The sequence below is a fragment of the Streptomyces sp. NBC_01439 genome (assembly GCF_036227605.1).
Classification (GTDB): domain Bacteria; phylum Actinomycetota; class Actinomycetes; order Streptomycetales; family Streptomycetaceae; genus Streptomyces.
On record NZ_CP109487.1, the window covers coordinates 905,087 to 922,882 of the forward strand.

13 protein-coding genes are annotated in these 17,796 nt (G+C 72.3%); 10 read left to right on the top strand and 3 right to left on the bottom strand.

Annotation, left to right across the window (positions count from 1 at the left end):
• The first annotated feature begins 13 nt into the window (after nucleotides 1-13).
• The 3 genes from OG207_RS04235 to OG207_RS04245 are packed head-to-tail and all read left to right on the top strand — an operon-like array spanning nucleotide 14 to nucleotide 6,018.
• The gene (locus OG207_RS04235) at nucleotides 14-820 is read left to right on the top strand and encodes a hypothetical protein (protein ID WP_329096012.1); all 807 of its coding nucleotides are present in this window, start codon (nucleotides 14-16) and stop codon (nucleotides 818-820) included.
• Entirely contained in the window at nucleotides 817-3,081 is a 2,265-nt protein-coding gene (locus OG207_RS04240; RefSeq protein WP_329096015.1) for an NHLP family bacteriocin export ABC transporter peptidase/permease/ATPase subunit, read from the top strand. Before OG207_RS04235 ends, OG207_RS04240 begins: the two co-directional genes overlap by 4 nt.
• Nucleotides 3,082-6,018, top strand: a complete 2,937-nt coding sequence (locus OG207_RS04245) for an NHLP bacteriocin export ABC transporter permease/ATPase subunit (protein WP_443072654.1) — start codon at nucleotides 3,082-3,084, stop codon at nucleotides 6,016-6,018.
• A gap of 2 nt (nucleotides 6,019-6,020) precedes the next feature.
• Here OG207_RS04245 and OG207_RS04250 read toward each other — a convergent pair whose 3' ends face one another.
• On the bottom strand, nucleotides 6,021-6,764 hold the full coding sequence (locus OG207_RS04250) for a hypothetical protein (RefSeq protein WP_329096016.1): 744 nt from the start codon (nucleotides 6,762-6,764) through the stop codon (nucleotides 6,021-6,023).
• 203 nt (nucleotides 6,765-6,967) lie between these two features.
• On the opposite strand from OG207_RS04250, the gene OG207_RS04255 reads away from it, so the two are divergent.
• From OG207_RS04255 to OG207_RS04285, 7 genes are all read left to right on the top strand, one after another.
• Nucleotides 6,968-7,807, top strand: coding sequence for a M15 family metallopeptidase (locus tag OG207_RS04255; protein ID WP_329096018.1), 840 nt, complete (start codon nucleotides 6,968-6,970; stop codon nucleotides 7,805-7,807).
• A gap of 223 nt (nucleotides 7,808-8,030) precedes the next feature.
• On the top strand, nucleotides 8,031-8,945 hold the full coding sequence (locus OG207_RS04260) for a cyclase family protein (RefSeq protein ID WP_329107431.1): 915 nt from the start codon (nucleotides 8,031-8,033) through the stop codon (nucleotides 8,943-8,945).
• 156 nt (nucleotides 8,946-9,101) lie between these two features.
• Nucleotides 9,102-10,682 (top strand): GMC family oxidoreductase, encoded by a 1,581-nt coding sequence (locus tag OG207_RS04265; RefSeq protein ID WP_329096019.1) that lies wholly within the window; start codon nucleotides 9,102-9,104, stop codon nucleotides 10,680-10,682.
• 213 nt (nucleotides 10,683-10,895) lie between these two features.
• Nucleotides 10,896-11,690 (top strand): SDR family oxidoreductase, encoded by a 795-nt coding sequence (locus OG207_RS04270; protein WP_402694522.1) that lies wholly within the window; start codon nucleotides 10,896-10,898, stop codon nucleotides 11,688-11,690.
• A gap of 31 nt (nucleotides 11,691-11,721) precedes the next feature.
• A complete protein-coding gene (locus OG207_RS04275) occupies nucleotides 11,722-13,170 on the top strand; it encodes a cytochrome ubiquinol oxidase subunit I (RefSeq protein ID WP_329096023.1) in 1,449 nt (482 codons plus the stop codon).
• A complete protein-coding gene (locus OG207_RS04280) occupies nucleotides 13,167-14,213 on the top strand; it encodes a cytochrome d ubiquinol oxidase subunit II (protein WP_329096025.1) in 1,047 nt (348 codons plus the stop codon). Before OG207_RS04275 ends, OG207_RS04280 begins: the two co-directional genes overlap by 4 nt.
• A 109-nt stretch (nucleotides 14,214-14,322) precedes the next feature.
• Nucleotides 14,323-14,610: a hypothetical protein gene (locus tag OG207_RS04285; protein ID WP_402694393.1), complete on the top strand. Its 288-nt coding sequence runs from the start codon at nucleotides 14,323-14,325 to the stop codon at nucleotides 14,608-14,610.
• 13 nt (nucleotides 14,611-14,623) lie between these two features.
• Here the strand turns inward: OG207_RS04285 and OG207_RS04290 are convergent, their stop codons facing one another.
• Nucleotides 14,624-16,468 carry a glycoside hydrolase family 15 protein gene (locus tag OG207_RS04290; RefSeq protein WP_329096029.1) on the bottom strand — a complete coding sequence of 615 codons (1,845 nt, stop codon included), beginning with the start codon at nucleotides 16,466-16,468 and terminating at the stop codon, nucleotides 14,624-14,626.
• Between the two features lie 174 nt (nucleotides 16,469-16,642).
• Nucleotides 16,643-17,695, bottom strand: a complete 1,053-nt coding sequence (locus tag OG207_RS04295; protein ID WP_329096031.1) for a DUF2804 domain-containing protein — start codon at nucleotides 17,693-17,695, stop codon at nucleotides 16,643-16,645.
• Between the last annotated feature and the right edge of the window lie 101 nt (nucleotides 17,696-17,796).

A 17,796-nucleotide genomic window follows, 5' to 3' on the forward strand; every position in this document is an offset into this window, starting at 1 on the left:
GAAGGAACAGTCCGTGCAGTTTCGCCAAAAGGCTCTTTCCAAGCTGCAATCGCCCGAGGAATTGGACCTGCCCGTTCGCCTGGCCCGCCCACAGGGGCGACTCGTCCTGGCCGTCACGGTCGCCGTCATGGCGGCCGCGACCTACTGGGCCTTCACCGGCACCGTGTCCTCCAAGCTGAGCGCATCCGGCATCCTCACCCGGGCCGAGGGCAGTTACGTGCTGCAGACCCCGGTCGCGGGGCAAGTGACCGGAGTCCTCGCCGAGGAAGGCCAGTGGCTGGCTGCCGGTGCGCCCCTGCTCAACGTCCGTACGGAGCAGGGGGAACGACCCGTGCGCGTGGTGACCGGCGGTCGGTTGACGACCCTGGTGGCCAAGGTGGGCTCGGTCATCGCCACGGGTGCGGACGTGGCCACCGTGGAACGTGCGAAGGGTCCGCAGGACCCGCTGGTGGCCGTGCTGTACGTGCCGGGCAGCGGTGGCTCGGCGATCGCCGTGGGCGCCCCGGTCGACCTGAGCGTCCCGTCCGTCCCGCAGCAGCGGTTCGGTGCACTGCGCGGGCGCGTCACCGCGGTCGGCCGCGCGCCCCTGACGCGGGCGCAGATCGGTGGCTTCCTCGGCGACGGCGGGCTCGCCGAACAGTTCTCCCGCCACGGCAGCCGGGTGGCCGTGGTCGTACGCCTGGAACGGTCCTCCGCCACCCCCTCCGGCTACCGGTGGTCCTCCGCGGACGGGCCCCCGTACGCCGTCGATTCGAGGACGCCGGTCACCGGCGCCGTCCACCTCGCCGCGCAGCGCCCGGTCGACTGGCTGCTGCCGTGACCGCGCCGCACCTGCCTCCCGCCGGGCGCCGGCGCCACCGCCCCGAGCCGAAGGGCGGCTCCCGCCGCAGGCCCGCGCCCGCACCGTCGCCCGTACCGAGGGGCAGCACGCCCCGCCCCGTACGCACCCCCACCGTGCTGCAGATGGAGGCCGTGGAGTGCGGCGCCGCCGCCCTGGCCATGGTGCTCGGTCACCACGGCCGCTTCGTCCCGCTGGAAGAGCTGCGCATCGCGTGCGGTGTCTCCCGGGACGGCTCCCGCGCCAGCAACCTCCTCAAGGCCGCCCGCGGATACGGCCTGACGGCCAAGGGCATGCAGATGGACCTGGCCGCGCTCGCCGAGGTGAGCGCCCCGGCCGTGCTCTTCTGGGAGTTCAACCACTACGTCGTCTACGAGGGCACGGCCCGGCGGCTCGGCCGCACGGGCGTGTACGTCAACGACCCCGCCAAGGGCCGCCGGTTCGTCCCCATGGACGAGTTCGACACCAGCTTCACCGGGGTCGTCCTCACCTTCGAGCCCGGCAGCGGGTTCCGCCGCGGTGGCCGCGGACCGAGCGTCCTCGGGGCCGTGCCGGCCCGGCTGCGGGGCACCTCGGGCACCATGGCCGCCGCCGTGGTCGCCAGTCTCCTCCTGGTCGCCGTCGGCGCGGCGGTACCGGCCCTGAGCCGTACGTACATCGACATGTTCCTCATCGGCGAGCAGACCTCCCTGCTCGGTGTGCTGTTCGCCTCGATGGCCGTCGCCCTCGCCCTCACCGCGACCCTCACCGCGCTGCTGCAGGCCAATCTGCTGCGCGGGCGCATCATCGCCTCGACCCTGAGCAGTGCCCGCTTCTTCCGGCACCTGCTCAGGCTTCCGGTCACCTTCTACGCCCAGCGCAACCCGGCCGACCTCGTCCAGCGCCTCCAGTCCAACGACGCCGTCGCCGAGACCCTCGCCCGGGACCTGTCCGCCGCGGCCGTGGACGCCGTGGTGGTCCTGCTCTACGCGGTGCTGCTGTGGACGTACGATCCGCAGCTCACCCTCGTCGGCGTGGCCGTGGCGCTGCTCAACGTGGTCGCCCTGCGGATCGCGATCCGGCTGAGGGCCACCGGTACCCAGAAGCTGCGCGCCGAGAGCGCCCGGCTGACCAACACCGCGTACGGCGGTCTCCAGCTCATCGAGACGATGAAGGCGACGGGCGGCGAGAACGGGTTCTTCCGCCGCTGGGCCGGACAGCACGCGGTCACCCTCGACGTGCAGCAGCGGCTCGGCGTGCCCAGTGCCTGGCTGGCCATCGTCGCGCCCACCCTCGCGGCGTTCAACAGCGCGCTGATCCTGACGATCGGCGGCCTGCGGGCGGTGGAGGGCCACCTCACCGTGGGCCTGCTCGTCGCCTTCCAGGCCCTGGTGACCAGCTTCACCGCCCCGATCTCCCGGCTGGGCGGCATCGCCGGCCGGATCCAGGACTTCGCGGCCGACGTCGCCCGGCTGGGCGACGTGGAGAACTTCCCGGTCGACCGGGTCTACTCACGGCGCGAGCCCGCGGCCTCCACCCGCCGCCTCAAGGGCCACGTGGAGCTCGACCACATCACTTTCGGCTACAACCCCCTGGACGCGCCGCTGCTCGAGGACTTCTCACTGACGGTCGGACCCGGGCAGCAGGTCGCGCTCGTCGGGGGCTCCGGCAGCGGCAAGTCCACCGTCTCCCGGCTCATCTCCGGCCTCCACGCCCCTTGGGCCGGGGCCGTCCGCATCGACGGGATGCGACTGGAGGACATCCCGCGCGGAGCGCTGGCCGCTTCCGTCTCCTTCGTCGACCAGGACGTCTTCCTCTTCGAAGGCACCGTCCGTGACAACGTCACGCTGTGGGACCCCTCCATCGCGGACGAGGCCGTGATCGCCGCACTGGAGGACGCCGCCGTGCACGACGTGGTGGCCCGCCGCCCCGGTGGCATCCACGGCCGAGTCGAGCAGGACGGCCGCAACTTCTCCGGCGGCCAGCGCCAGCGCCTGGAGATCGCCCGGGCGCTGGTGCGCCGCCCCAGCGTCATGGTGCTCGACGAAGTGACCAGCGCCCTGGACGCGGTGACCGAGCAGGTCATCATCGACAACCTGCGCCGCCGCGGCTGTGCCTGTGTGGTCATCGCCCACCGGCTGAGCACGGTGCGCGACAGCGACGAGATCGTCGTGCTCGACCGGGGCACGGTCGTGGAACGCGGGCGGCACGAACGCCTGGTCGCCGCGCAGGGCCCGTACGCCGCACTGGTCAAGGAGCACTGAGTGACGTACCCGGACCATGCGGCCGGCACCAGCACCGCCACCGCCACCGCCGGCCCGTCGGGCGGGGCGCCGGACCCGGTCGTCGCGGCCCTGGGTGCGCTGGGTGGGCCCGTCGACTGCGCGGGCGCGGGCAGCCTGTCCCTGGAGGGGCCGCTCGTCCTGTGGCTGGTCGTGGCGGGCGAGTTGGACCTGTTCGCCGTGGACGCCGCACAGTCCGGGCACTGGCACTTCTTGGGCCGGCTGGAGGCGGGCACGCTGCTGCTCGGTCCGGCCGAGGGCCCTGACCACACACTGGTCGGGCGGCCCCTGCAAGGCTGCCGGCTGCGCCGCATCGAACTGCGGGAGCTGTACCCCTCGGAGTACGCGCCACACCCGGAGTACCCGGAGCACGCGCAGTACCCGCAGTACCCGCAGTACCCGCAGTACCCGCAGTACGCCGACGAAGGGCAGCACGGTGCCACCGCCGTGGGCCGGCCGAGCCCGCTGGAGGACGCCTTCGCGCGCGGTATCGGCCGTGGTCTGCGCGTGCTCTACGAGGCACCGCTGGCCGGCACCGCCGCAACCGGGCACGGCGGGGCCGACGACGACATCCTGTGGATGCGGATCGCCCCCGGCAGCGTGCGGTACGGCGCCGTGTACGAGGCGGAGGCGGTCGGCACCCTCCTCGTCGACGCGACGATGTGGCAGGGCATGGTCGACCAGCAGTACCGGCTGCTGTACGCCCTGGACGGCTGGATCGAACAGCTGGAGCGCGCGCACGAGGACCGCACGGCCGCCGGGATCGAGGCGGGCCGGGCCGCCCGCACCCAGGCGGACCGGACGCTGCTGGCGTCCATCGTCCGCGCCGGAGGCCGGGATCAGTTCCGCAGCGCGGACGTCGACGCGACCTTCGCGGCGTGTCGCGTCGTCGCGGGCGCGGCCGGCATCGCACTGTCCCCGCCGGGCGGGGCGGGCACCCCGTCCGAGCAGCTGGATCCCGTCGAACACATCGCGCTCGCCTCGCGGATCCGCACCCGCACGGTCGGTCTCGGCGGGCGCTGGTGGCGGGAGAACAGCGGGCCGTTGGTGGGCCGGCGCGAGAAGGACGGCACGCCGGTCGCCCTGCTGTGGCGGCGCGGCGGATACGAGGCGGTCGACCCCGCCACCGGCGAGCGCGAGCGGGTCGGGAGGGCCAACCGGGCCGCCTTCGAACCGCGCGCCGTCATGCTGTACCGCCCCTTGCCCGAAGGGCGGGTGGGCCTGCCCGCGCTGCTCCGCTTCAGTGTGCGCGGCACCTTCCCCGAGCTGCGCAGCCTGCTGCTGGGCGCCCTGGTCGCGGTGGTGCTGGGGGCCCTGGTGCCGGTCGCCACCGGCCGGGTCCTCGGCCGCTACGTCCCGCAGGGCGAGACGGGCCTCATCGTGCAGACCGGGCTGGCGCTGGTCGCGACCGCCGTGGTCGCGGCCGTCTTCATGCTCCTGCAGAACACCTCCCTCCTGCGCATGGAGGGCCGTATCGAGGCCACCGTACAACCGGCCGTGTGGGACCGGCTGCTGCGGCTGCCGGCGACGTTCTTCACCGGGCGCTCCACCGGCGAACTGGCCGGCGCGGCGATGGGCATCAGCGCGATGCGCCGCGTGCTGTCCGGCATCGGGCCGGTCTGCGTGCAGGCGGGTGCGGTCGGCGCGGTGAGCTTCGTGCTGCTGTTCGTCCACAGCGTGCCGCTGGCGATGGCGGCGCTGGCCATGCTGGTCGTCATCGCGGGGGTCTTCCTGGGCCTGGGGCTGTGGCAGTTGCGGTACGAGCGCCGGCTGAACACCCTCGGACTCCGGCTGGGCAACCAGGCCTTCCAGACCCTGCGCGGCCTGCCCAAGCTCCGCGTCGCGGCGGCCGAGAGCTTCGCGTACGCAGCCTGGGCCCGGGAGTTCGCCCGTACCCGCGACCTGCAGCAGCACATCGGCCGGACCCAGAACGTCAGCACGGTCCTCGGCGCCGTCCACCTGCCGCTGTGCACGCTGGTGATGTTCGCGTTGCTGGCAGGTCCGGCCCGCGGCGCCATGTCCGCCAGTGAGTTCCTCACCTTCAGCACCGCGCTGACGATGCTGCTGTCGTCGGTCACGCAGGTGACCGGGGCGCTCGTCTCGGCCGCCGCGGTCCTGCCGATGTTCGAGCAGATCCGGCCGCTCCTGCGGGAGGTCCCCGAGGTGGACCGCTCCAGTACCCGCCCGGGACGGCTGACCGGTGCCATCGAGGCCAAGAACCTGTCCTACCGCTACGCCGACGACGGTCCGCTCGTCCTCGACGACGTCAGCCTGCGGATCGGACCGGGCGAGTTCGTCGCAGTCGTCGGGGCCAGCGGCTGCGGCAAATCGACGCTGTTGCGGCTGCTCATCGGCTTCGAGCGGCCCCTCTCGGGCAGTGTGCTCTACGACGGTCAGGACCTGGCGGCGCTCGACCGGGCGGCCGTACGCCGCCAGTGCGGCGTCGTACTGCAGAACGCCCAGCCGCTCTCCGGCTCGATCCTCGACTGCATCCGCGGCACCGGGACCTTCTCGCCGGAGGAGGCGTGGGAGGCCGCCGCGCTCGCTGGCCTGGCCGCGGACATCGAGGCCATGCCGATGGGCATGCACACCATCTTGTCCGACGGCGGCGGGACCGTCTCGGGCGGTCAGCGCCAACGGCTGATGATCGCCCAGGCCCTCATCCGCAAGCCGCGAATCCTGTTCCTCGACGAGGCCACCAGCGCGCTGGACAACGAGGCCCAGCGCGTGGTCACCGAGTCCACCCGCGCCCTGCGGACCACCCGCCTCGTGATCGCCCACCGGCTCTCCACGGTGATGGACGCCGACCGCGTGATCGTCATGTCGGACGGCCGGATCGTCCAGCAGGGCCCGCCCGCCGAACTGCTGGCCGACACGACCGGCCTCTTCCACGGCCTGGTCCGCCGGCAACTGCGCTGACGCTACTGGAGATCGGACAGGTCGACCGAGTCGGCCGGCGCCGGGGGCTTGGGCGTGACGGGCTCGTCGAAGTCGGAGAAGGAGGCGTCCACCTTCCGGCCGGACTCGTCGGTGCCCCGCACCTGCAGGAGGTACGGCTCGTCCTCGGTGGAGACCTGGTAGGTGCCCGTCGCGCCGTTGTCGCGCCGGCTGGTGACCGTGATGGCGGGCCGACCGTCGACGGTGGTCCGGGGGCCCTTGACCAGCTGTTCGCTCGGCGGCTTCGAGGAGAACTCCTTCTTGAAGAAGTCCAGGTCGCAGACCTGGGCGAAGTCGCTCAGCAGGGGGCTGTCCGTGGTGCCGTGCAGATAGCGGCCGTTGATGAGCGCGATCGCGTCGTCGGCCGCGGGGCCCGGCACCTGGGCCTTGAGCAGGGCGTCGTCGAGCTTCATCCAGACGTCGTCGCCGCGTTTGACGATGGCGGCCGTGCCCGCGCCGCCGGGGGGCGTGACCGTGCCGACGCAGTCGCCCTGCTCGTCGAAGCGCAGGTCGAGCGTGGTGGTGCCCGAGGCCTCGGTCACCTTGCCCACCATGCGCATGGAGGTGAGCTCGGCCATGGCCTTGCGCGAGGCCTGTGCGATGGCCTGGGGGCTGTCGTCGGCGATGCCGTTGTCATCGGCTCGGGCCACGCCCCCGCCCGTGAACGCCAGCAAGCAGGCGGCTCCGGCGGTCGCGCAGCGGGCCGCTGCTGCCCGGGGTGCGGACATCGGGCATCACCTCCCTCGTGCTGCGTGCGGACGGCGGCAGACGTCACCGCTCCTCCGGCGCAGCCGGGTCACCTGATCAGCGTAGGTCCGCACCGCGGCGGGCGCAGTCCGGGCGGGTCCGGCCGGATCCGGACGGGACGGGCCCGGCGTCGGGCAGCATGGTGCCCGATCACGTCCCCGCAGCACCGCCGATGGAGGGTTGGATGACCCGTTCCACGTCCTTACCGCCGATGAGGGCACGTCTCGCCGTGGCCGTGACGGCCGCCGCTGCCGCTCTCGTGACGGCCGGGGCCGCCGCCCCCGCCGGGGCGAGCGCACCGCCACCCGGGGCGAAGGCTCCGCGCGCGTTCGTGGCACTGGGCTCGGTCGACCCGACGATCTTGCAGGACATGCGGTACGTGCGCCCGCACAATTTCGTCGGCGAGCCGGTCGACGGCTACCGGCAGCCCGTCTGCATCCTGACCCGCCCGGCCGCCGAGGCCCTGCACCGGGCCCAGGTGCGCCTGCTGCGCCAGGGCTACTCGCTCAAGGTGTACGACTGCTACCGGCCGCAGCGGGCCGTCGACCACTTCGTACGGTGGGCCGAGGACCTCGGCGACGAACGGCGGAAGGCGGAGTTCTATCCGCGCGTCGACAAGTCCCGGCTGTTCGAGGACGGCTACATCGCGAAGAAGTCGGGACACAGCCGGGGCAGCACCACGGACGTGACGCTGGTGCGGCTGCCGGCACTGCCGGCGCCCCGCCCGCGGCCGGGGCAGGAATCGGTGCCCTGCTACGCGCCCCGGGCGGAGCGGTACCCGGACAACTCGGTGGACATGGGTACGGGTTTCGACTGCTTCGACACGCTGTCGCACACCGACGACCCGCGCGTCCAGGGGGCACAGCGTGCGAACCGGGACCTGCTGAGGTCGACGCTGGCGGCGGAGGGCTTCGTCAACCTGCCCGAGGAATGGTGGCACTTCACGTACAAGCCGGAGCTGTTCCCCGACACCTACTTCGACTTCCCCGTCGCGTACCGGTCGGTGGCCGGACACCGCTCCTGAGGACGCCGTGCCCCGCGGTCCGGCGGGACGTCGTCCACTGCGCAGTGACCGGCCGACCGGTCGCTGCGCGGTGGCCGAATTCCCGCGGCCGCGGGAACGGCACTGCCCGCCGGGATGCAGGGGACCCCGCGGCGACGGACAGTGGAGGCGGGGCCTTCGGCAGACCGGGAGGACCCGCGTGACGGACGACGACCCGACGCCCGACCGGACGGTTTCGCCTTTCATGACGGAGGCGGCCTTCCGGTCCCTGCACGCCGAGCTGTGCCGGCGTACGCCCACCGGCCCCGAGCACCGACGCGGCACCCTCGCCCACCTGACCCCCGCGCGCGTGGCCGCGGCCGCGGCCGACGTGCGGCACGGGCGCACCGTGTCGCTGGCCGCGCCCATCGAGACGCAGCCTGGTCCTGACGATCCGCAGCCCGCGGTCTACCGGCTGACGGCGCCGACCGCGCCGGAGACCGGAACCCCGGGGGTGCACTTCGCCCTGGACCGGTTCGCCATGAACGTGCACGGGGACGCCCACAGCCATCTCGACGCACTGTGTCACGTCGTGTTCGACGGCGAGCTCCACGGTGGCGTCCCGGAGAGCCGGCTGGCGGCCGGCGCCGCCCTCGGGATCACCCTGGACCTGGTGCGCGACGGGATCGTCGGCTCCGGGGTCCTGCTGGACGTCCCGCGGCTGCGCGGGGTCCCCTGGCTGGAGCCCGGGGACTTCGTGGGCGCCGAGGAGCTGACCGCTGCCGAGGAGGCACAGGGCGTCCGGATCGGGCCGGGCGACCTGCTGCTCGTACGGGTCGGGCACCGGCGCCGGCGCCGGGAGAGCGGCGCTTGGGACGCGGCGCACGCCCGGGCGGGCCTGCATCCCGCGTGCATGCGGCTGCTGGCCGAACGGCAGGTCGCCGTCCTCGGCTCGGACGGCAACAACGACACGGCCCCGAGCCCGGTGCCCGGCGTCTCCTTCCCCGTGCACGTCCTGGCCCTGCACGCCCTGGGCATGCACCTGATGGACTACCTGGACCTGGACGCACTGGCCCACGCGTGTGCGGAGCTCGGCCGCTGGCGGTTCCTGTGCACGGTGGCACCGCTGCGGCTGCCGGGGGCCACCGGCTCCCCGGTGAACCCGATCGCCGTCCTGTGACCCGCACCGCCTGGGCCCGGCCGGCGGCCACGGCGTTCCCGGCCACGCCGCGTCCCCGGGTGCCGCACCGGCGGGGGGCGTATACGTTCGAAGGGGGATCCTGCCGCGACGGGCCCGCCGGGGCGGCGGCACCACAGGCCGAGGACGGTGATCCGGTTGAACGACGCTGCGCACTACGACGTCATCGTCATCGGAACGGGCGCGGGCGGTGGCACGCTCGCCCATCGGCTCGCTCCGTCCGGCAAGCGGGTGCTGATCCTCGAGCGGGGCGGCTTCCTCCCCCGCGAACGCGACAACTGGGACTCGACGGCGGTGTTCGTCAAGGGGAAGTACCGCGCGCCCGAGTTCTGGTTCGACCGGCACGGCCGCGAGTTCCCTCCCGAGGTCAACTACTACGTCGGCGGCAACACCAAGTTCTACGGCGCGGCGCTGTTCCGGCTGCGACCGCAGGACTTCGGGGAGCTGCGCCACCACGACGGGATCTCGCCCGCCTGGCCGCTGCGTTACGAGGACCTGGAGCCGTACTACACACAGGCGGAGCACCTGTACCGGGTGCACGGCCGGCACGGCGAGGACCCCTTCGAGGGCCCGGTGAGCGCCCAGTACGCCCACCCGCCGGTGGAACACGAGCCGCGGATCCAGCAGTTGAGCGACGACCTGGAGAAGCAGGGCCTGCACCCCTTCCACCTGCCGATCGGGGTCGATCTGGACCAGGACGCGGCCGGCCGGGCGACCCCGTCCAGCGTCTGCATCCGTTGCAACCGGGTCGACGGCTTCCCGTGCCTGGTGCGCGGCAAGTCCGACGCCCAGGTGATCTGCGTGGAGCCCGCGCTGCAACATCCCGGTGTCGAACTGGTCACCCACGCCCACGTGCTGCGGCTGGAGACCGATCCGACGGGACGCACGGTCAGCGCGGTCGTCGCCCGTCTCGCCGGCGGCGAGGAGGCCCGGTTCTCCGCCGACCTCGTGGTCGTGGCCTGCGGCGCGGTCAACTCGGCCGCGCTGCTGCTCGCTTCGGCGAACGACCGGCATCCGCGGGGCCTCGCGAACGGTTCGGACGTGGTCGGGCGCTTCTACATGCGCCACAACAACCTGGCCCTGATGGCCGTCTCCCGGGAGCCGAACGACACGCAGTTCCAGAAGACCCTCGCCCTGCACGACTGGTACCTGGGCGCCGACGACTGGGACTACCCCCTCGGCGGGATCCAGATGCTCGGCAAGTCGGACGCCGAACAGATCCACGGCGAGGCCCCGCGCTGGGCCGGGGCGGTGACCCCGAACATGCCCTTCGAGGTGATGGCCCACCACGCGGTGGACTTCTGGCTGTGCGGGGAGGACCTGCCGCTGCCCGACAACCGCGTCACCCTGGACGGCGACGGCCGCATCCACCTCGCGCTCGACGAGTCCCACAACACGGCGGGGCTGAAGCGGCTGCGGCACAAGCTCCAGGGCATGCTGGGCCGCCTCGGCATGCACGAGCACCACCTGTTGGACCACAGCCTCTACCTGCACAAGGGCATGCCGATCGGCGCCACCGCGCACCAGGCCGGCACCGTACGGTTCGGCACCGACCCGGCGTCGTCGGCCCTGGACCTGAACTGCAAGGCGCACGAGCTGGACAACCTGTACGTGGTCGACACGAGCTTCTTCCCGAGCATCGGCGCGGTCAACCCGTCCCTGACGGCCATCGCGAACGCCCTGCGGGTCGGTGACCACCTCCTCGAACGCATGGGCTGACCCGAGGCGGCGACACCGCCGACCGGGCGAAGATCCTCGTCCGGGTGGCGCAACGCGGGGCGCAGCGGGCCGTCGCGCGCCGGGGGCGGTGATTGGGTGACGCCCGGACCCGCCGGGGTGCCGTCATCCCGACGGCACGGGGTGGCGGTGCGAAGGAGGCAGTCCGCCGTGAGTTCGACCGAGGGCGTACCCCGGGGCGTGATCCCCGCGCACCTGCTCCGGGGCCAGAAGGCACTGGTGACGGGTGCGAACTCCGGGATCGGCAAGGCCACGGCGATCGGCATGGGCCGGGCCGGGGCGGACGTGGTCGTGAACTACGTGGCCGGCCGGGAGGAGGCCGAGGCGGTCGTCGCGGAGATCGCCTCCTTCGGGGTGCGCGCGGCGGCGTACGAGGCGGACGTGTCCGACGAGGGCCAGGTCGTGGCCATGACGGAACGCATGGTCGAGGAGTTCGGGACCATCGACATCCTCGTCGCCAATGCCGGCCTCCAGCGGGACTCCGCCTTCACCGAGATGACGCTCGCCCAGTGGCAGAAGGTCATCGACGTCAATCTGACGGGACAGTTCCTGTGCGCCCGCGAGGCGACGAAGGAGTTCCTTCGGCGCGGGGTCGTCCCGGACGTCTCCAACTCCGCGGGCAAGATCATCTGTATGAGCTCGGTGCACCAGATCATCCCCTGGGCCGGGCACGTGAACTACGCCTCCTCCAAGGGCGGCGTGCAGATGATGATGGAGACCCTGGCCCAGGAACTCGCCCCGCAGAAGATCCGCGTCAACGCGATCGCCCCCGGCGCGATCCGGACGCCCATCAACCGCAGTGCCTGGGACACCGAGCAGGCCGAGCAGGACCTACTCAAGCTGATCCCGTACGGCCGGGTGGGTGACCCCGAGGACATCGCCCATGCGGCCGTCGGCCTCGCCTCCGACCTCATGGACTACGTCGTGGGCGCCACGCTCTACGTGGACGGCGGAATGACCCTCTTCCCGGGCTTCGCCACCGGCGGCTGACCTCCATCCGCTCGGCCCCGGGGAGGGACGCATGCACACCACGCTCCACCTGCTGGCAGAGGCTCCGCCTCAGATGCTGCCGGCCCGCTCGCTCATGGCCTTCACCCTCGCCACGCACATCATCCTGGTGCCCATGGGCGTGGCGCTGCCGCTGATCACCCTGATCATGCACGGCTACGGCCTGCGCCGCGGCGATGCCACCGCCCTCCTGCTGGCGCGCCGCTGGTCGGCGGTCATGGCGGTGCAGTTCGCCATCGGCGTCGTCACGGGCACCGTCCTGTCCTTCGAGTTCGGCCTGCTGTGGCCGGGGCTGATGGGCCGGTGGGGCGATGTGTTCGGGATCGGCTTCGGCGTCGAGGCGTGGGCCTTCTTCCTGGAGGCCGTCCTCATCGCCATCTACCTCTACGGGTGGCGCCGGCTGCCCGCCCGTACCCACTTCCTCCTCGGACTGCCGCTGCCGGCGACGGCCCTGCTGGGCGCCTTCGGCATCCTGGCGGCCAACTCCTGGATGAACACCCCGCGGGGGTTCTCCCTCGACTCCGAGGGCAATCCCGTCGACGTGGACGTCTGGAAGGCGATCTTCACGCCGATGTTCGGGCCGCAGTACTGGCACTTCGTCGTGGCGATGCTGCTCACCGCCGGATACGTCGTGGCCGGTGTCTACGCGGTCGGGTGGCTGCGCGGGCGCCGCGACCGCTACCACCGGCTCGGCTTCACCGTTCCGTTCACGGTCGCGGCCGTGTTCACTCCCGTCCAGTTCGTGCTGGGCGACGCCATCGCCCGGGCGGTGTTCCAGAAGCAGCCGGTGAAGTTCGCGGCGATGGAGATCGTCTGGAACACCGACACACACGTCCCGGAGTACCTCTTCGGCCGCCTGCACCCCGACGGGACCGTCACCGGCGGCATCAAGATTCCGCAACTCGACTCCATCCTGGCCGGGTTCACCCCGGACACCGAGGTGCACGGACTGACGTCCGTACCGGCGGAGAACCGGCCCACCGTCACCCAGGCCACCCTCATCCATTGGACCTTCGACATCATGGTGGGCATCGGCTCGGTGCTGTTGCTGCTGGTCCTCTGGTACGCGTTCGTCTGGTGGCGCCGCCGCCGGCTGCCCGCCTCGCCGTGGTTCTACCGCAGCGCCGCCTGCGCAGGCGTGGCCAGCGTCATCGCCGTCGAATGCGGCTGGATCACCACCGAGGTGGGCCGCCAGCCGTGGATCGTCTACGAGAACATGCGGGTCGCCGAAGCGGTGACCGGAGCCCGCGCCGACTCCTTGTGGACCATGTTCGCCGTGGTCGTCGTCGTGTACGTGCTCATCTTCGGATCCTTCCTGGCCGTGCTCCTGAAGATGCGCACCCGATGGCGGCTGGACGACGAACGGAGCCGTGGGGCGGGCACGACGGCGACACCGGAGACCGATACTCCGTACGGCCCCCGCTCCGCCGTCGCGGCATCGACCGAGGACGGCACGCCGTGACCGCCGCCGGTGTGATCGCCGCCGTCCTGCTCCTCGCGGTGGCCGCCTACACCTGCGCGGGCGGCACCGATTACGGGGCGGGCTTCTGGGACCTGACGGCGGGCGGCGCGGAACGCGGGAAGCGCCCCCGGTGGCTGATCGACCACGCCATGGCCCCGGTGTGGGAGGTCAACAACGTCTGGCTCATCTTCGTCCTGGTCATCATGTGGACCGGGTTCCCGGAGTTCTTCCAGACCGTGTTCTCCGCGATGTGGCTGCCCCTGGCCCTCGCCGCGATCGGCATCGTGCTGCGCGGCGCCGGCTTCGCGCTGCGCAAGCCGACCCGCAAGATCGCCGGACGGCGCGTCTACGGCGCCGTGTTCGCCATCTCCTCGCTCCTGACCCCGTTCTTCCTCGGTGCCGCCGCCGGCGGGATCGCGTCGGGGCGCGTGGGGCCGGGCACCGAGCCGACGGCGCACGCCTGGTTCAATCCGACCTCCGTCTTCTTCGGCCTGCTGGCCGTCGTCGGCACGGCGCTGCTCGGGGCGGTGTTCCTGGCCGCGGACGCCGTCCGCTACGAAGCCCCCGACCTGCACGCCTACTTCCGGCGGCGGGCGCTGGTGGTCCTCGCCGCCTTCGCCGTGTTGGGGGCGGTCACCCTGATCGTCGCCCATGCCGACGCCCCCCACCTGTGGCACGGCCTCACCCATGGCGCCGGGCTCGTCCTCCTCGTCGTGGCCGTACTGGCCACCGTCGTCACGGCATGGCTGCTGCTGCGCACCTCCGGGGCGTGGTCCCGGCCGGCGGCCGTCGTCCTCATGGCCTCGTCCGTGATCGCGTGGGGCGCGGCGCAGCGCCCGTACCTCATTCCCGGCCGGCTGACGGTGGCCGAGGCGGCGGGAGCGCCCAGCACCCTGCACTGGCTGATCGTCGTGACCGTGGTGGCCGCGGTCCTGGTCTTCCCCGCCGTGGCCTTCCTGTACCGGCTCGACACCCGCGGCGACCTGGAACCCCTCTCCGACGCCGACCTGCGCCGGGGCGGCGGGCCGGAACCCGAGGCCTGACGCGCCGCGGGTTCCGGGGGCCCGTCGGCGCGCCCGGAACGCCGAAACCCCTTACGGCACGCGCAGAATGGAACCCCCGCCAGCCGTTGCCGTACCGAAAGCGACCGCCGTGAACCGTCTTCCCGCGGACCCGACCGTGCTCCACCCGTTCCCGGAGCAGCCGCGCGTGGTGCTGCTGAAGCCGCTGCTGACGTCGCCGCTGGACGACGTCCCCGACTACGCCGTCGTCGGCGGCAACCCGGCCCGGCTCATCCGCACCCGCCACAGCGACGACGACATCGCCCGCCTGCTGTCGATCGCCTGGTGGGACTGGCCGGCGGCACACCTGACCGAACACGTCCGGACCGTCATGTCGGGCAGCGTCGACGACCTGGAGAGGGCCGCACCCCGGGCGTGAGCGGACGGGCACCCTACGGGGTGGAGCCGCGGTTCAGGGCCGCGTCGAGGGTGATCGCCGCGTCGATCAGGGCAAGGTGGGTGAACGCCTGCGGGAAGTTGCCCAGTTGGCGCCCGGTCAGGTCGATCTCCTCGGAGTAGAGGCCCAGGTGGTTGGCGTAGCCCAGCATCTTCTCCAGGACGAGCCGGGCCTGGTCGATCCGCCCGGCCCGGGCGAGTGCGTCGACGTACATGAAGGTGCACAGCGAGAAGGTGCCCTCGGAGCCGCGCAGGCCGTCCGGGGACGCTTCCGGGTTGTAGCGGTACACCAGGCTGTCGCTGACCAGTTCCTGTTCCATCGCGTCGAGGGTCGAGGCCCACATCGGGTCCTGGGGGGTGAGGAAGCCCACGGTCGGCATGCGCAGGAGCGAGGAGTCGAACACCTCGCTGCCGTAGTGCTGGACGAAGGCGCCGCGGCCCTCGTTCCACCCCTTCTCCATGACCTGTTGGAAGATCCGGTCCCGGGTGGTGTTCCAGCGCTGCATGGGTGCGGGTCGGCCGCCGGCCGCCGCGAGCCGCAGCGCGCGGTCGAAGGCCACCCATGACATCACCCTGCCGTAGGTGAAGTCCTGGGCCCCGCCGCGGGTCTCCCACAGGCCCTCGTCGGCCTGGTCCCAGTGGTCGGCCAGCCAGTCCAGGACGTGGACCATGCCGGTCCAACCGTGGTAGCCGAGGTGGATGTCGTGTCCGTGGGCGAAGGAGATGCTGTCCAGCGCCTCGCCGTAGATGTCCATCTGGAGCTGGGTGGCCGCCCCGTTGCCGATCCGGACCGGGGCGGAGCGTTCGTAGCCCTCCCAGTGGTCCAGGGTCTCCTCCTTCAGGTCGGAGGAGCCGTCGACCGCGTACATGATGTTCAGCGGCCCCGATTCGCTGTCGCCGCCCGCCCGTTCCTTGATGCGGTCGTCGAGCCATCCGATGAAGGCCTTCGCCTCCTCCGTGAAGCCCATGCCGAGCAGGGCGTACACGGAGAAGGAGGCGTCCCGGATCCAGGTGTAGCGGTAGTCCCAGTTGCGTTCGCCGCCCAGCTGCTCGGGCAGTCCGGCAGTGGGGGCGGCGACGACGGCGCCGGTGGGGGCGTAGGTCATCAGCTTCAGTGTCACGGCGGAGCGCTCCACCGCCTCGCGCCAGCGGCCGGTGTACCGGGAGGTGCTCAGCCAGCTGCGCCAGTAGCGGATGGTGGACTGGAACAGCTCCTCGTACTCGGCGAGCCTGATCTGCCGGGGCGGCCCGTCGGCGGCCGACTCCAGGATCAGCCCGCGCTGCTGCCCCGCCGTGAGGCGCAGGGTGAGGTGCACGTCGCGCTCGCCGGCGCTGAGGAGCTGGCCCAGCCGCTCGTCCTCCGGTTCCCGAATGGTGTGCACGGTCAGGGTCGCGCCGTCGGCGGTGAACACCGCCCCGTTCTGCGTGAGGTTCAAGTCGTGCGACTTGCGCCCGTAGTCGAACCGGGGCGCGATGTCGACGTCGAAGGTCATGGAGCCGCGCACGCAGCGGACCATGCGGACGAGCCGGTGCCGGGCCGTGACCGTGGCTCCGGTCAGCGGCATGAAGTCGACCACCTCGCCGGCGCCGGCCTCGGTCATGAAGCGGGTCACCAGGACCGCGGTGTCGGGCAGGTACAACTGCTTGGTCGCGTACGTCGCGTGGGCCGGTCGGACCGCGCAGTGGCCGCCCTTCCCCTTGTCCAGCAAGGCGCCGAACACGCTGGGCGAATCGAAGCGCGGGCAGCAGAACCAGTCGACCACCCCGTCGGAGGTCACCAGCGCCGCGGTCTGCAGATCACCTATCAGGCCGTGGTTCTCGATCAGCGGGTACTCGTCCATCAGGGCGTCCCTTCCGGCATGCGTCGCCGCCCGGCTCTCGGCCCCCCGAACCAGCGTATGCCGGGCCCGCTGCACCGTCCCGCCGAACCGGACCCCACCCCCGTACGCCGTACGACGTGGACGCCGCACGGCAGGCCGGTCCACCCGCCCGGGCACGGCCTGCGGTGTGGCGGCCTACCAGCGCATGCGGACGTCCTCGGCCCATCCCAGCAGCCGGTCCACCGCGATCCGTTCGCCGTCGTCCGTGCGGATCGAGCCCGTGTAGTGGCCGAAACACTGGTCCGTGCGGTTGGCGAGGAGCCCGATGTCGGTGCGGGTGGACCGGTTGTGGAACGGGGTGAACACCAGGTCCACCCGGTCCGATCCGGGGCTGCGGATCGACCACGGCGCCAGGTGGTCGTCCCGGGACCAGTGCCACTCCAGCTCCTGGCCGATCTTGCTGATCCGACCGTCCACGCACACCGCGTTCTCGGTCGCTCCGGTGCCGCGGGTCCAGCGGCCCCCGAACTGCAGCCCGACGGTACGGCCGTCCGTACGCCCGGACGCCGCGCCCCAGTTCCACACCACCGAGCGGGGCCACCGGCCGCGCCCGTGGTCGAGGGTGCCCCAGGCGTCGTCGCCGAACGCCAGCAGGTCGTCGCCGATGCGCACCGTGCCGGACGCGGGCCGGGCCGTGTGCTTGGAGGTGTACTGGAAGCGGCGTTCGCCCCAGGGGACCACCACGGAGAGGGTCTCGTGCCCGGCGGGCATCTCGACGAGGAGGTCGACCTCCACCGGGAGGCCCTGCGGACTCAGACAGCGCGCCCGCAGGCGGGTGCCGGAGCCCTCGCCGTGGATCTCGATCCGCACCCGGCTCCCGGCCGGCCGCGGCGGTCCGACCACGAGCGGCGCGGACCCCGGATCCGGAGCTCCGGCGATGGTGTCGGGGAGGCGGACGCCGAATCCGCCGGGCAGGATCGCGGTGCGCTCGATTTCCCTTGCCTCCGCACCGTACTCGAGGACGTACACCGAGTTCAGGGCCAGGTAGTCGAGGTCGCTCACGGTCAGGGCCACCAGGTGCGTGGGAGTGGTGACGCACCAGTACTCCCACCGCTTCGTCCGCCCCCAGCCGGGAATCCGGCAGCGGTGCAGCGGTCGGCGCGACCAGCCGATCGCGGCCGGGGCGATCCTTCCGTCGGCGCGGCACAGGTCGACGGGCGCGACGATCTCACGTTCGTGCGTGGACATGGCCGGACCCTACCGGCCGTGGGCCCACCGCAGCGGGCGGTCACGAGAACCTCCGGCTGATCGGGGGAGCGGCTGATCGGCGCGTACGGGAAAGGCAAGGT